At 31.6% G+C, this 14,927-nt stretch carries 8 protein-coding genes and 1 other annotated feature; of the genes, 7 read left to right on the top strand and 1 reads right to left on the bottom strand.

What is annotated here, in order from left to right; genetic code table 11:
* Positions 1-155: 155 nt before the first annotated feature.
* Genes JHL18_RS01370 through JHL18_RS01360 form a run of 3 tightly spaced genes read left to right on the top strand, consistent with a single transcriptional unit; the run spans position 156 to position 3,237 of the window.
* Positions 156-1,427, top strand: a complete 1,272-nt coding sequence (locus tag JHL18_RS01370) for a M16 family metallopeptidase (protein ID WP_200265842.1) — start codon at positions 156-158, stop codon at positions 1,425-1,427.
* On the top strand, positions 1,420-2,061 hold the full coding sequence (gene recX, locus JHL18_RS01365; RefSeq protein WP_200265841.1) for a recombination regulator RecX: 642 nt from the start codon (positions 1,420-1,422) through the stop codon (positions 2,059-2,061). Before JHL18_RS01370 ends, recX begins: the two co-directional genes overlap by 8 nt.
* Positions 2,062-2,067: 6 nt before the next feature.
* Positions 2,068-3,237, top strand: coding sequence for a transglutaminase-like domain-containing protein (locus tag JHL18_RS01360; RefSeq protein ID WP_200265840.1), 1,170 nt, complete (start codon positions 2,068-2,070; stop codon positions 3,235-3,237).
* A 13-nt stretch (positions 3,238-3,250) separates the two neighbouring features.
* On the opposite strand, the gene JHL18_RS01355 is transcribed toward JHL18_RS01360, so the two are convergent.
* Positions 3,251-3,607 (bottom strand): tetratricopeptide repeat protein, encoded by a 357-nt coding sequence (locus tag JHL18_RS01355; RefSeq protein WP_200265839.1) that lies wholly within the window; start codon positions 3,605-3,607, stop codon positions 3,251-3,253.
* Positions 3,608-3,792: 185 nt separating this feature from the next.
* Between JHL18_RS01355 and JHL18_RS01350 the strand changes: the two genes are divergently transcribed.
* From JHL18_RS01350 to JHL18_RS01335, 4 genes are all read left to right on the top strand, one after another.
* A complete protein-coding gene (locus JHL18_RS01350) occupies positions 3,793-8,067 on the top strand; it encodes a 2-hydroxyacyl-CoA dehydratase (protein WP_200265838.1) in 4,275 nt (1,424 codons plus the stop codon).
* A 56-nt stretch (positions 8,068-8,123) separates the two neighbouring features.
* Positions 8,124-8,425, top strand: a binding site (T-box leader).
* Positions 8,426-8,601: 176 nt separating this feature from the next.
* Complete coding sequence (locus JHL18_RS01345; protein ID WP_200265837.1) at positions 8,602-11,244, top strand: valine--tRNA ligase; 2,643 nt, start codon at positions 8,602-8,604, stop codon at positions 11,242-11,244.
* A gap of 14 nt (positions 11,245-11,258) precedes the next feature.
* Positions 11,259-12,566, top strand: a complete 1,308-nt coding sequence (locus JHL18_RS01340) for a bifunctional folylpolyglutamate synthase/dihydrofolate synthase (RefSeq protein ID WP_200265836.1) — start codon at positions 11,259-11,261, stop codon at positions 12,564-12,566.
* Positions 12,567-13,057: 491 nt separating this feature from the next.
* The gene (locus tag JHL18_RS01335) at positions 13,058-14,917 is read left to right on the top strand and encodes an LTA synthase family protein (RefSeq protein ID WP_200265835.1); all 1,860 of its coding nucleotides are present in this window, start codon (positions 13,058-13,060) and stop codon (positions 14,915-14,917) included.
* Positions 14,918-14,927: the final 10 nt, after the last annotated feature.

Raw genomic sequence — 14,927 nt, 5'->3', positions numbered from 1 at the left:
ATTGAGTTTATATTGATATTATTATAAAATGTATAGATATAGAGTTCTTGAGGCAAAGCTTAAAATATACTTCTTTGAAAATATAAAGTTATTACTAAGAGGTATATGTATACTTAAATATAAACTTGAGCGTTAATGAGAAATGGAGATTTTTAATGTATAAATTGAATTTGGACAGTAAAGCTACAAAGCTTAATAATGGGCTTAATGTAATTACAATAAAAAAAGATACCCAACTTGCTTCTATAAATGTAGGGGTTAAGGTTGGCTCACTAAATGAAGGAATCAATGAAAAAGGTGTGGCACATTTCATTGAACATATGTTGTTTAAAGGAACTAAGACAAGAGATAATAAAACTTTGAATGATGAGTTGGAGTTTTTAGGTGGAGAGTATAATGCATACACTGATTTTTGCTCCACTGTTTATAGTGTGACTTGTCTTCAGGAGGAGATTGAGAAAGCAATAGAACTTCTTGGAGATATGGTTATAGAATCAACATTTGATAAAGAAGAACTTGAGAAAGAAAGAGGAGTCATTCTAGCTGAAATAAAAACCAGTAAAGATGATATTGAAGATTTGAGTTTCAAGAGAATTAATGAAATTGCTTTTGAGTATAGTCCTTTAAGATATGATATAAGTGGAGATGAAGAAAGTGTAATTAGGTTCACTAGTGAGGATTTACTAAGTTTTTATAATAAATTTTACACTCCAGATAATACTACAATAACAATTGTTTCATCTTATGATCATGAAGAAGCTATATCACTGATTTCTAAATTTTTTGGTGCATGGAATGGCAGCTTAAATAATAAAGATGAAATAGAATTTGAAAAGAATAAGGAAGTTACCGTAACTACGTATAAAAGGGATATAGAGTTAAGCACTATAACATATTTATATACTTTAGATAATATAGACAAAGATGAAGAACTGGCTCTAAAGATTCTTAATCACAAATTTGGTGAAAGTGCTAATTCTATACTTTTTAGAGAGCTTAGGGAGGATAGGGGACTTGCATACGATATCTACACTAACTTAGATTTAGGAAATGATATTAGAACTTTATATATATTTACTTCGGTTGAAGATGAGAATATCGAAGAAGCTCTTAGTGCTATAAATGACTGTATAGAAAAGATAAAAACAGAGGAAATTCCTTTTCCTAAGAGCACCATAGAACTAATGAAAAAGGTTCATAAAACTGCAGTGGTATCTACTCTAGACGATAGCTCGGAGCTCTCAAGTTATGTACTTAATCAAGTTCTTGAAGAAGAACCAATAGATGAATTTATACATGATATGGAAAGGCTTAATCATATAGAAAATGTAGATTTATATGATATTGCAAGAAAGATCTTCAATAACCCTACAATTCATATTTTAAGATCAGACGCAGATAAGGAAGCAGAGGATTTAGATGAGTAAAATCACTGGTATAGAGGTGCAAAAAAAGAATCCTAAAAGAGTAAATGTATTCATTGATGAAGAATTTTCTTTTGGCTGTGATGCAGAGTTGATTTATAGATACGGTCTTAGAAAAGATGAAAAAGTTGATGTAGAGAGAATAAAAACAATAATCGAAGAAGAAGATTTTATTAAATGTAAAAATGCTGCATTAAAGACAATTGAAAGAACTTATAAGACTGAGAAAGAGATAAGAGATAAACTAATAGCAAAAGCTTTTCCAGAAAATTTGATTAAAAGAACATTAGATTTTTTAAAAGAATACAATTTTTTAGATGATAAATTATATACTGAAATGTATTTAAAAGATAAGATAGGTAATCAGGGAAAGAATAAAATTTATTATAGTTTATTAAGAAAAGGTGTTTCAGAAGAACTATTAAAGGATAAGATCAATAATATAGATACAGATAGAGAACAAGAGGGTGCCTATACACTTTGTAAAAAAAAGTATGATTCTTTAATAAAGAGAGAATCAGATACATTAAAAATATCACAAAAGCTATTTAGGTTTATGGCATCAAAGGGATATGATTTTGATATGATTAATAGATTGATAAAGAAGGTAATGAAAAGTGATCAATTTATGGAGTAGATGATTATGAATTTTAATACTACAAATCTTATACTTATAGCTGTGTTTGTAATACCTGTAATAGCAGGTTTCGTGAACAAATTTAGTTCAGAAGATGCTATGGAAGAAATACTTGATATAGAAAAAAGTATAGCTCTATTTTTATCAATAGTTCTTGCAGTAATTTATTGTTCTAAACAAGAATTATTACCTAAAATTGTAGATTATTTAAGTACCTTATCAGATTACTTAGATACTATCTTAAATGGATATCGGCAGATAAGCTATTATGCAGTTTTTTTGATTATAATTTATTTAGTGTATAATATAATATTTATTATAATAAGGATATTAAACAAGCTCACAGTACAACCTTTTATTGATATATTGAGTAGGTATTCTCAGAAAAAAGGAAACGTATTTAGGGGATTTATAGGAGCTATATTCGCATTGCCAAGAGCTATTATATTTTTAATAGTTATCTGTATATCTTTGAATTTTGTAAGCTACCTTAACTTTCCTAGTGAAGTAAAAAAATCAATCAATGGAAGTGCTATATACAAAACTATAAGCAAAAATGTAATAAATCCTATTACAACTTCTCCTATAGTAAAAGAAATACCAAGAGTTTTAAATGACTCTCTTAAGATAAAGGTAGTAAAAGTTGATGAAAATCAAAATAGTAAAAGTAGTAGCAAGAGTACAAACGCAAGAGAAGTAGTTTATTATAATGGCGTAACCTTAGAACAAGGTATTAAATCAAATGAAACAATAAATCAAGAGGCTTTAAAACTTACTAGATTTAAAAGCAGTGACAAAGAAAAAGCTAAGTCTTTGTATGCCTGGATTGGTACAAACATAGAATATGATGATAATAAAGCTAATGAAATACTTAGCAATAACTTTAGAGTACAGTCCGGAGCTATACCTACTTATGAGACAAGAACAGGTATTTGCTTTGATTACTCATGTCTTTATGTAGCAATGGCAAGAGCTGCAAACCTTAAAGTCAGATTGGTTATAGGTCAAGGATATAATGGTGAACAATGGGTAAATCATGCCTGGAATGAAGTCTATTTGAAAGAAGAAAATCGTTGGATTACGGTAGATACTACTTTTTATAAAGCTGGAAGTTATTTTGATTCTAAAAGATTTTATAACGATCATAAAATCGAAAAAGTAGCAGGAGAATGGTAAAAAGCACCTAACTTTAAGGTGCTTTTTTGTATTTATTAACAATTAGATTAATTGCCTTTTCACAATCCTTGTCGCTGTTATCTAATGCCCAAGCCATATTGAAATAACGTAGTGCTTTTTGAGGACTATTAATCATAGAATAACAATAAGCTAAGTTAAAAAAATATTTGGCATCTAAATTTAAGTCAATGGCTTTACTAAGCATATCAATTGCCCTTGAGAAATCCTTGAGTTTTATATAACAAACACTTGCATTGTAGTAGGAATAAGGCTCATTATCCTTTTCTTCTATAGCTTTGATATAATAGGAGAGGGCTTCCCCATAATTTTTACTGTTATAAAGTTCATTGCCTTTAACAAAACTACTCATAAAAATCCTCCAATACTTTTACAACAAATGTAATTATTCTCTTTAATAATTATTGACATAGGATATAAGAATATTCATGTAAAAAAATATTACTTACATAATTAACGAAAATATTTTATAATATAATAATGATATTATTTATATTATTTATATTTACTTATTATTATTAGTTTGGAGATGAGAATATGACAAAGTTTCATATGGGACTTGATGTTGGTTCTACAACTGTTAAGATGGTGTTGCTTGATAACAGAGATAACATAGTCTATAGCAAGTATAAGAGGCACTTTTCAGATATAAGAAGTACTATAATAGCACTTATAAGAGATGGCTATAAGCACGTAAAAGATGTCGATGTTACTGTAAATGTAACCGGTTCTGGTGGACTTTCAGTTTCCAAATGGCTTGATATAACTTTCATACAAGAAGTAATTGCATGTACTAAAACTGTAGAAAGCTACATTCCAGAGACTGATGTTGTAATTGAGCTTGGTGGAGAAGACGCTAAGATAACATATTTTGATGGCAATTTGGAACAGAGAATGAATGGAAGTTGTGCTGGTGGAACAGGTGCTTTTATAGATCAGATGGCATCACTGCTTAAAACGGATGCAAGCGGTTTAAATGATATGGCTAAGCTACATTCTGTTATATACCCAATAGCAGCAAGATGTGGCGTTTTTGCTAAAACAGATGTACAACCATTATTGAACGAAGGAGCTAGAAAAGAAGATATAGCAGCTTCAATTTTTCAGGCGGTAGTTACTCAAACTATTAGTGGACTTGCCTGTGGAAAACCAATAAGAGGTAAGGTGGCGTTCTTAGGAGGTCCACTGTACTTTTTATCAGAGCTTAGACAAAGATTTATAGAAACATTAAATCTAACTGAAGAACAGATAATATTCCCGGAAAATTCTCAGTTATTTGTTGCTATGGGAGCAGCTTTATCATCAAAGGAAGATAAGCTGATATCTTATAAAAAGTTGTTAGAAAAAGTTAGTGAAATAAAAACTATGCAAACAGCTGAAATAGAAAGATTGGCACCACTTTTTGCTGATCAAAAGGATTATGATGAGTTTAAAGCAAGACATGATAAGGCTACAGCAAAGAAGAGAGATATGGATAGTTACTCTGGTAAGGCATATTTAGGAATTGATGCTGGGTCAACAACCACTAAAGTGGTATTGATTAGCGAAGATAATGAGATACTTTATTCTTATTATGGAAGTAACCAAGGCAGTCCTTTAAATAGAGTCATAGGTGTATTAAATGACCTTTATTCAAAGCTTCCGGCAGATGTTGAAATTGCGAACTCTACAGTTACTGGTTATGGAGAAAGTCTAATTAAGGCAGCTCTTCATATTGATATAGGTGAAATAGAAACAATAGCTCATTACAAGGCTGCAGAACATTTCTTACCTGGTGTTGATTTTATATTAGACATAGGTGGACAGGATATGAAATGTTTTAAGATAAAGAACGGGGTAATAGATAGTATCCTGCTTAATGAAGCTTGTTCATCAGGTTGTGGGTCTTTTATAGAAACTTTTGCTAACTCTTTAAATATGGAAATAGCTGATTTTGCTAAGGAAGCTGTTTTATCTGAACAACCCGTTGATCTTGGTTCAAGATGTACAGTATTTATGAACTCAAGAGTTAAACAAGCACAAAAAGAAGGTGCTTTAGTTGGAGATATATCTGCTGGACTTTCTTATTCCGTAATAAAAAATGCGGTTTTCAAAGTTATAAAGATAAGAGATCCTAAGGAATTAGGAAAGAAGATAATTGTTCAAGGTGGTACTTTCTATAATGACGCAGTACTTAGAGGATTTGAACTATTATCTGAAAGAGAAGCCGTAAGACCTGATATAGCTGGTCTTATGGGAGCTTTTGGAGCTGCTATAATAGCTAAGGAAAGATTAGAAGAAGGAAGAAAAACAACTCTTCTTGAAAGAGAACAATTAGAAAGTTTTACTATAGACACTGATTTAAGAAGATGTGGACTTTGTGGAAATAATTGTCTTTTAACTATTAACAAATTCTCTACGGATGAAGAGTACATATCAGGTAATAGATGTGAAAGACCATTAGGCAAAGATAAGAAGAAGAATGATATACCAAATTTATATGACTATAAACTTAAAAGAACCTTTAGCTACAGACCGCTTAAGAAGGATGAAGCGAAGAGAGGTACTATAGGAGTTCCTAGGGTATTAAATTTCTACGAAAATTATCCGTTTTGGTTCACAATGTTGACTAAGCTAGGTTTTAGAGTTGAACTTTCACCAATTTCATCAAAGAAAATTTATGAAATGGGTATAGAATCAATACCTTCAGAATCAGCTTGTTACCCTGCAAAAATAGTTCATGGACATATAGAGGCATTAATAGAAAGAGGAATAAAGAATATATTCTATCCAAGTGTTGCTTTTGAACAAAAAGAGTTTAAAGAAGCTAACAACAATTATAATTGTCCTATAGTTACTTCATACCCAGAAGTTATAAAGAATAATATGGATGTTATTAAGGAAAAAGATATAAACTATATGAATCCTTTCTTCTCACTTAACAATAAAGAAAGACTTTATAAGAGAATTGAAGATGAATTTAAGAGCTTTGGAGTAACAGCTGCTGAAGCAAAAGAAGCTATCGATGCTGCTTGGGAAGAAAGAGAGCAGTATAAGAGGGATATCCAAGCAAAAGGCGAAGAAGTACTGGAATACTTACAGAAGACTGGTAAGAAAGGAATAGTACTTGCTGGTAGACCATACCATATAGATCCAGAAATAAACCATGGTATACCAGATGTTATTACAAGTTTTGGTATGGCTGTTCTTACTGAAGATAGTGTAAGTCATCTAGGAAAAGTTCAAAGACCTCTTAGAGTTGTAGACCAATGGGTTTATCATTCAAGATTATATTCAGCTGCAAGCTTTGTAGCTACTCAAGAAAATCTTGAGTTAATCCAGCTTAATTCTTTTGGTTGTGGACTAGATGCAGTAACAACTGATCAAGTTCAAGAGATTTTGGCAAGTGATGGTAAGATATATACAGTATTAAAGATAGATGAAGGTAATAATTTGGGAGCTATTAAGATAAGAATAAGATCTTTAAAAGCAGCTTTAGAGGAAAGAGAAAGAAATGGCTATGTTCCACACAAAGAGGATACAAGTTATCACACAGTTCCTTTCACTAAAGAAATGAGAAAAACTCATACGATTTTGGCTCCGCAAATGTCACCAATACATTTTGAGATAGTACAAGAAGCTTTTAGAGCAAGTGGCTACAATATGGAAGTACTGCCGTCTACAGATAAACAAGCTGTTGAAGAAGGATTAAAATTTGTAAATAATGATGCTTGCTATCCATCAATCATAGTTGTAGGACAGATGATACATGCTCTTAAGTCAGGAAAGTATGATCCAAACAATACTTCGGTTATAATAACTCAAACTGGTGGTGGATGTAGAGCGACTAACTATGTTGGTTTCTTGAAGAAAGCATTAAGGGAAGCAGGTTATCAAGGAATTCCAGTAATATCTTTAAATGCAGTAGGATTAGAACCTCAACCTGGCTTTAAGATAACTCCAAAACTTTTAGACAAAGCACTTATGGCACTAGTTTATGGAGATCTTTTAATGAGAGTTCTATATAGGGTTAGGCCATATGAAAAAGTTAAGGGATCAGCTAATGCTCTATATGAAAAGTGGAATAAGCTAGCTAAGGAAAATGTTATAAAAGGTGGACATAGATTATTTAAGAATAACGTGAAGAATATAATAAGGGAATTTGACGATTTCGATATAACTGATGAAGTAAAGCCAAAGGTTGGAGTTGTAGGAGAGATACTTGTTAAATTCCACCCAACAGCTAACAATGATGTGGTAAATCTTCTTGAAGCTGAAGGTGCTGAAGCTGTTGTACCAGATTTACTTGATTTCTTCTTCTACTCAGCTTATGACCAAGACTTTAAGTCTAAGTACTTATCTTTTGGTAAGATGGGAAGAGAAATATCTAATGCAGCTATATGGTTTATGGAGAGATACAGAAACACAATGAAGGAAGAACTTGCAAGAAGTAAAAGATTTTCTCCGCCAAAGCATATTAAAGAATTAGGAGAACTTGCATCAACAATATTATCTCTTGGACATCAAACAGGAGAAGGTTGGTTCCTAACAGCTGAAATGCTTGAACTTATAGAAAGTGGAGTTAATAATGTAATCTGCATGCAGCCATTTGCGTGCCTGCCAAACCACGTTACAGGTAAGGGTATGATAAAAGCTATAAGACATAAATACCCTATGTCAAATATAACTGCAATTGATTATGATCCAGGTGCTTCAGAAGTTAATCAGTTAAACAGAATTAAATTAATGCTTTCTGTAGCCTTTAAGAATCTTAAAGAAAATGAAGAAATAAAGAAAGAAGTATTTGAAGAAGTAGCAACAAGTAAAAAATAATATCACAATAGTTGACAAAATATGATGTTGTAATATAATATTACTATAATTTATATGTAAAAGCTTTGAAAAAGAGGAGTAAAGGCATAGAACATAGTAAGAGAGAAAAATCCGTAGGCTGTAAGGTTTTTCGTATGGTGTGCTTTGAAGGTAGCTTTTGAGCTTCTCTGCTGAAACAAAAAGAAATATAATCTATACTATCTTGTGATTTTATATTTACTTTATAGATATAAAAGACCATAGTAATAAGTGGTATTTCTAGAGTAGGCAGAGACGGTAGCGATATCGTTAAAGGTTAAAGAGCTCTTAACCTAAGGTTGAGAGAAAAAAGGTGGTACCGCGAGTCTTCGTCCTTTTATGGATGAAGGCTCTTTTTTTATTTCATTTTTTATTAAAAAGATTTATCTACATTTGGTAACTGCTAAAAACTTGTAAATCATATGGGATTTTAAGATTAGAAGCTAAAATATGTTGTAAATCTTTATACAAAACATTTAGAAAATTTATTTGCTTAGAAATTAAGGAGGAACTTAGATGCTAGAAGAAAAAAACATTGCAACTACCTACAATCCAAAAGAATTTGAAGAAAGACTATACAAGACTTGGGAGGAAAAGAAATACTTTACTCCAGAAGTTGATAAAAATAAAAAGCCGTACACAATAATAATGCCGCCACCAAATATAACTGGTAAGCTTCACTTAGGGCATGCACTTGATAATACTCTTCAAGATATGCTTATAAGATTTAAGAGAATGCAAGGTTTCAGTACTTTATGGCTTCCTGGAGAGGACCATGCAAGTATAGCTACTGAAGTAAAAGTAGAAAATGAATTGTTAAAGCAAGGTCTTAAGAAAAAGGAAATGGGAAGAGAGGCCTTCCTTGAAAAAGTTTGGGAATGGACTGATGAATACAGAGAAAGAATAAGAACTCAGCTTAAAAAGATGGGGTGCTCTGCTGATTTTACAAGAGAAGCTTTCACAATGGATGAAAATCTAAATAAAGCTGTAAAGCATGTATTCGTAAAATTATATAATGAAGGTCTTATATACCAAGGTAATAGAATAACTAACTGGTGTCCAAAATGCCAAACAGCTTTATCAGATGCTGAAATAGAATATGAAGAGCAAGAAGGAAGCTTCTGGCATATAAAATACCCAGTTAAGGATTCAAATGAATTCTTAGAGATTGCAACAACAAGACCAGAAACTTTACTTGGAGATACAGCTGTTGCAGTAAATCCAAATGATGAGAGATTCAAGCATTTAATAGGAAAAACTTTAATATTACCATTGGTAGGAAGAGAAATTCCGGTAGTAGCAGATGACTATGTTGATATAGAGTTTGGAACTGGAGCAGTTAAGATAACTCCAGCACATGATCCAAATGACTATGAAGTTGGAAAGAGACACAATCTTCCACAAATTAGAGTTATGGATGATAAGGGTACTATAAACGAATTAGGTGGCAAATACCAAGGTTTAGATAGATATGATGCTAGAAAGCAAATGGTTAAAGATTTAGACGAGCAAGGTCTTTTAGTAAAGATTAAGCCGCATACCCACAATGTAGGAACTCATGATAGATGTAGCACAGTTATAGAACCAATAATATCAAAACAATGGTATGTTAAGATGGAATCTTTAGCAAAGCCAGCAGTAGAGGCTGTAAAAGAAAAGAAGACAAAGTTCATACCTGAAAGATTTGAAAAGACGTATTTTAACTGGATGGAAAACATTCAAGACTGGTGTATATCAAGACAATTATGGTGGGGACATAGAATTCCAGTTTGGTACTGTAAAGATTGTGGAGAACTAATGGTTTCTGAAGGAACTCCAACAACATGTTCAAAATGTAATTCAGAAAATCTTTACCAGGAAACAGACGTGCTTGATACTTGGTTCTCATCAGCACTATGGCCTTTCTCAACACTTGGATGGCCTGATAAAACTGATGATTTAAAATATTTCTATCCAACAAGTACATTAGTTACAGGTTACGATATAATCTTCTTCTGGGTAGCAAGAATGATATTCTCAGGTATTCATAACATGGGAGAAGTTCCATTTGAGAATGTATTAATCCACGGAATCATAAGAGATTCTGAAGGTAAAAAGATGAGTAAATCTCTTGGAAATGGTGTAGATCCACTAGATGTAATCGAAACTTATGGTGCAGATGCTTTAAGATTTATGCTTGTAAATGGTAATGCACCAGGAAATGATATAAGATTCTTCCCAGAAAAAGTTGAATCAGCAAGAAACTTTGCAAATAAGATCTGGAATGCTTCAAGATTTGTTATGATGAACCTGGATAGAGAACTTATGGATAAATATAAAGACTGTACTGAATATAGCTTAGCAGATAGATATATTCTTTCAAAGCTTAATACTATTGTTAAAGAAGTAACTGATAATATGGAAAACTTTGAATTAGGTATAGCTCTTCAAAAAATATATGACTTTATGTGGACTGAGCTTTGTGACTGGTATATAGAGCTTGCAAAACCAGTTTTATACGGTAACGATGAAAAATCAAAAGGTGTTGTATACAATGTATTATTTAAGGTGCTTACAAATGGATTGCAACTTCTACACCCAGTAATGCCTTTTATAACTGAAGAAATATATACTCACTTAGATTCTCAGTATGAATCAATAACAATATCAAAGTGGCCAGTGTATGAAGAAAAGCTTCATGATGAAATAGCAGAAAAGGACATGACTTTAATAATTGAAGCTATAAAATCATTAAGAAATATAAGAGCAGAAATGAACGTACCTCCATCAAGAAAGGCTAAAGTTATTGCATATATTGCTGATGAAAGTAAAAGAGCTTTCGAAAATGGAAGATCATATATAGAAAAGTTAGCGTCTGCTTCAGAAGTAGAGTTCATTGCAGATAAAAAAGAAGTTCCTGAAAATGCTGTATCAGTTGTAGTTCAAGGTGGAGAATTATTCATGCCGCTATTTGACTTAGTTGATAGAGAAAAGGAACTAGACAGACTTAACAAAGAAAAGGCTAAATTAGAAGGCGAAATAACAAGAGTAGAGAAAAAAGTAAACAATCCAGGCTTTGTAAATAAAGCACCAAAAGAAGTTGTTGATGCTGAAAGAGCTAAGGGAGAAAAATATAAAGAAATGCTAGAAGCAGTTCTTGCAAGAATTAGTTCATTATAATAGGTGGCACTCTTATGAATTATGATGAAGCTATAAGATATATAACTGAAACTGCAAAGTTTGGAAGTAATTATGGTTTGGAGAGAACTGAGAAGCTTTTAGAGCTTCTTGGCTCTCCTCATAAAAAGCTAAAAGCAATACATATAGCAGGAACAAACGGAAAAGGGTCAACTACATCAATGATAACCTCAATCCTTATAGAGGCTGGGTATAAGGTTGGAATGTACACTTCCCCATATATTGAGGAGTTTGAAGAGAGAATTCAGATTAATAAAAATAATATACCTAAATCTGATTTAGCAAAAGTAGTTACTGAGGTTAAAGTGGCTGTGGATGAAGTGATTAGACTCGGTTATGATAGTCCAACAGAATTTGAAATAATAACAGCAGCTATGTTTAAGTATTTTCATGATGAAAATGTAGATTATGCTGTAGTAGAGGTTGGTCTTGGTGGAAGGCTAGATTCTACCAACGTTGTGACGCCAATACTTTCTGTAATAACTTCAATAAGTTTTGATCATATGAATATTCTAGGAGATACCTTGGAAAAGATAGCTTATGAAAAGTCGGGCATAATAAAAGAAAATATCCCTGTAGTTGTTTATCCACTAGTGGATGAAGCTATGAAAGTTATTGAAAAAGTAGCTAATGAGAGGGATTCTAGAATATATAAGGTAAGTAATCAATGGGCAGAACTTATAGAACCAAAAGCTGGAGATAACTCTCAAAGGGTCTTAATAACAACAGATAAAGAATCTTATAATATTAAACTTTCTCTACTTGGTAAACACCAATTATTAAATTGTACTGTTGCTATAAAGGCTATAGAAACACTTAATGAAATTGGTGTTTTTATAGAGAAGCAGCATATATTAAGTGCATTAACCAAGGTAACCTGGAGTGGAAGAATGGAAGTTATGAACTCTTCACCTTTAGTTGTTATAGATGGGGCACACAACATAGATGGGATTACCAAACTTGTTGACAGTATAACCACATATTTTAATTATGATAAGCTTAAAGTTATAGTTGGCATACTAGCTGATAAGCAAGTAGAAGCTATGGTGGATAAGATAAGTACTGTAGCTGATTCTGCCATAGTAACTACCCCTCATAATGATAGAGCTGAGGCGTCTACTGTTATCAAAGAATTGCTTGATAAAAAAGGAATACAGACAGAAATAGTAGAAGACTATAGAGCTTCTTTTATTAAAGCTTTTAGTACTTCACAAAAAGATGACTTAATACTTGTGTGTGGATCATTATATATGATAGGCGATATGAGAAAAACTATAAGATCTGTTTTAAAAGAAGTACTTTAAAAAAGAAGAGTACTTCTTTTTTTTATTCTTTAGGAGTTTATACATCAATTATGTCTGTGTATAATTATGCGAACAAACTTAAGACATAGTATAGGTTGAAGAATAAAAAAAGAAGAATATGTGGCCTGTAAGATTCTTCACATACGCTTAAGAAAAGGCAGATGCGCAAAAAAAACTCACTGAAGAAGGTCGCTTCAGCGACTTTTTTATTTGGTCATGGTTAAAAATATTTTTGAGATTAAATTGTTATTAAGGAGATGCTATATAAATTCTTTGCGAAGATTCATTAAAGCATTGTATGAATAATCATTTAATTTTAACACAAAGCTTTAACACAATTTTAAAAATTAAAATTTAAGAATTGGTTAAGATTTTGTTAAAATTTTGTTCATAGACAAAAATTTTAACCATGTTATAATTAAAGAGTTCCATTGCCAAAATTTAAAATCAAATATTAACTCTTGATTCAATCCTAATTTGGAGGTTACTATATGTTAAATTACAAAAGCCCCGTTAAAAGAAGAACACCAGGTGAAATAATAAAAAAAGCAGCTTTAACTATAAAAGAAAGCTACTTTTTTTGGTATTGTTTTGCAGCAATATTAGCAAAGTCATTATTGTTCATGGCTTTAATATCAGATGATAAAGCTAATGGAATTATTCCAATGAGAGTTTTTTATTCTATGCCTCCGTTCCTTGTCTATTTCAGTTTTATTTGTTTAGTTTTATCCTTTGGATTTTTGTTTAGAAATAAAGGACAAACTATAGCTTTCTTAGTGATAAATACAATAATAAGTATTCTGTATATTGGGGACTTGTGGTATTTTAGAAGCAATAGCTCATTTTTAAGTTTACATATGTTCAGTATGACCTCAAACTTAGATAATTTGAGTAGTAGTATAATTTCTATGATAAGAATAGTGGATATAATATTCATTATAGATTTGATAATACAAATAGTTCTTATGATTAGAAGGCATTCAAAGGCAAAGTATCATAGAAGAAGTGTTATTGCATTTTTGATGTTGTTAATTGTTCCAACTTTATATCTAACTTATGCTCACTATAAAATAGATAAGCTCAATAAAGGCTTCACTAATCAGATGATTTTTAGAAAAAGTTGGTCACCTAATCAAACAATGTCGAACCTTACTCCAATAGGATATCATATATTCGATTCTTACAATTTTTATGTTGAGAGTAAACCATATGTTATTTCTAGTTCAGAACAAAAAAACGTAGAAAAATGGTTTGAGGATAAAAAAGAAAATCTTCCTGATAATGAATATAAGGGGATGTTTAAGGGGAAAAACCTATTGGTAATACAATGGGAATCTTTAGAGACCTTTGCTATAAATCAAAAGGTAAATAATCAAGAGATTACACCAACTTTAAATAAAATTTTATCAAATAGTATATATTTTAATAATTTTTATGAGCAGACATATAACGGTACAAGCTCTGATGGTGAGCTTATAACGCAGACTTCAGTATTTCCTGTTAGAGAGGGAGCAACTTTTTTTAGATATCCAAGTAACACCTATGAATATTCATTGCCTAATGTAATGAAGAGTTTAGGATATACTACGTTAGCATCACATCCTGATAAAGGATCTTATTGGAATTGGATGCCTGCGCTTAAATCTATAGGGTTTGAGAAAGCAATTGACTCTACAAATTATAATGTTGACGAAGTTATAAACTTAGGTATAAGCGATAAAAGTTATTTGAAGCAGCTGCCTGAAAAGATAAAAGCTCTTAAATCTCCATTTTATGCTTATACAGTTACTTTAACTAGCCATGCCCCATTCGATATACCAGAAAAATATAGAGAAATCAAACTACCAAAAGAGCTGGAGGGTACAAAACTCGGAGGTTACTTCCAAAGTGTCCAATATACAGATAAATATATAGGGCAAATGCTTGAACAGTTAGACAAATCTGGAGTACTAGATGATACTGTAGTAGTTTTTTATGGAGATCATGAAGGTGTTCATAAATTCTATGATGACGAAATTAAGAACATTTCATATGAGGGAGATTGGTGGAAAGAAAATAATAGAAGAGTTCCTCTTATTATATATTCAAAAGGATATAAAGGGAAAACTATATCAACCTATGGTGGTCAATGTGACACACTACCTACCTTAGCTTATCTTTTCGGTGCTGATGTTAAGGCTATGGAAGATAAGATATTTGGAAGAAATCTTTTGAATACAAAAAAGAACTATACTGTGTTATCAACTAGACAATTCTTAGGCACTGAAAGCACTCCTGGTGAAAAAGACAAAATGCTAGAAAGCATTGACTTAGGTGACAAGCTTATCAGAGCAGATTATTTTAAGAAGTAGGTGAAGGTTA

The sequence above is a fragment of the Clostridium yunnanense genome, assembly GCF_016595795.1.
Classification (GTDB): Bacteria; Bacillota; Clostridia; order Clostridiales; family Clostridiaceae; genus Clostridium_AR; species Clostridium_AR yunnanense.
This window is presented reverse-complemented; position numbering and strand designations above follow the sequence as displayed.

Excerpts from the sequence above, each read along its gene's own strand:
- JHL18_RS01370 (WP_200265842.1), top strand. The coding sequence starts at position 156 with ATGTATAAATTGAATTTGGACAGTAAAGCTACAAAGCTTAATAATGGG.
- recX (WP_200265841.1), top strand. The coding sequence starts at position 1,420 with ATGAGTAAAATCACTGGTATAGAGGTGCAAAAAAAGAATCCTAAAAGA.
- JHL18_RS01360 (WP_200265840.1), top strand. The coding sequence starts at position 2,068 with ATGAATTTTAATACTACAAATCTTATACTTATAGCTGTGTTTGTAATA.
- JHL18_RS01355 (WP_200265839.1), bottom strand. The coding sequence starts at position 3,607 with ATGAGTAGTTTTGTTAAAGGCAATGAACTTTATAACAGTAAAAATTAT.
- JHL18_RS01350 (WP_200265838.1), top strand. The coding sequence starts at position 3,793 with ATGACAAAGTTTCATATGGGACTTGATGTTGGTTCTACAACTGTTAAG.
- JHL18_RS01345 (WP_200265837.1), top strand. The coding sequence starts at position 8,602 with ATGCTAGAAGAAAAAAACATTGCAACTACCTACAATCCAAAAGAATTT.
- JHL18_RS01340 (WP_200265836.1), top strand. The coding sequence starts at position 11,259 with ATGAATTATGATGAAGCTATAAGATATATAACTGAAACTGCAAAGTTT.
- JHL18_RS01335 (WP_200265835.1), top strand. The coding sequence starts at position 13,058 with ATGTTAAATTACAAAAGCCCCGTTAAAAGAAGAACACCAGGTGAAATA.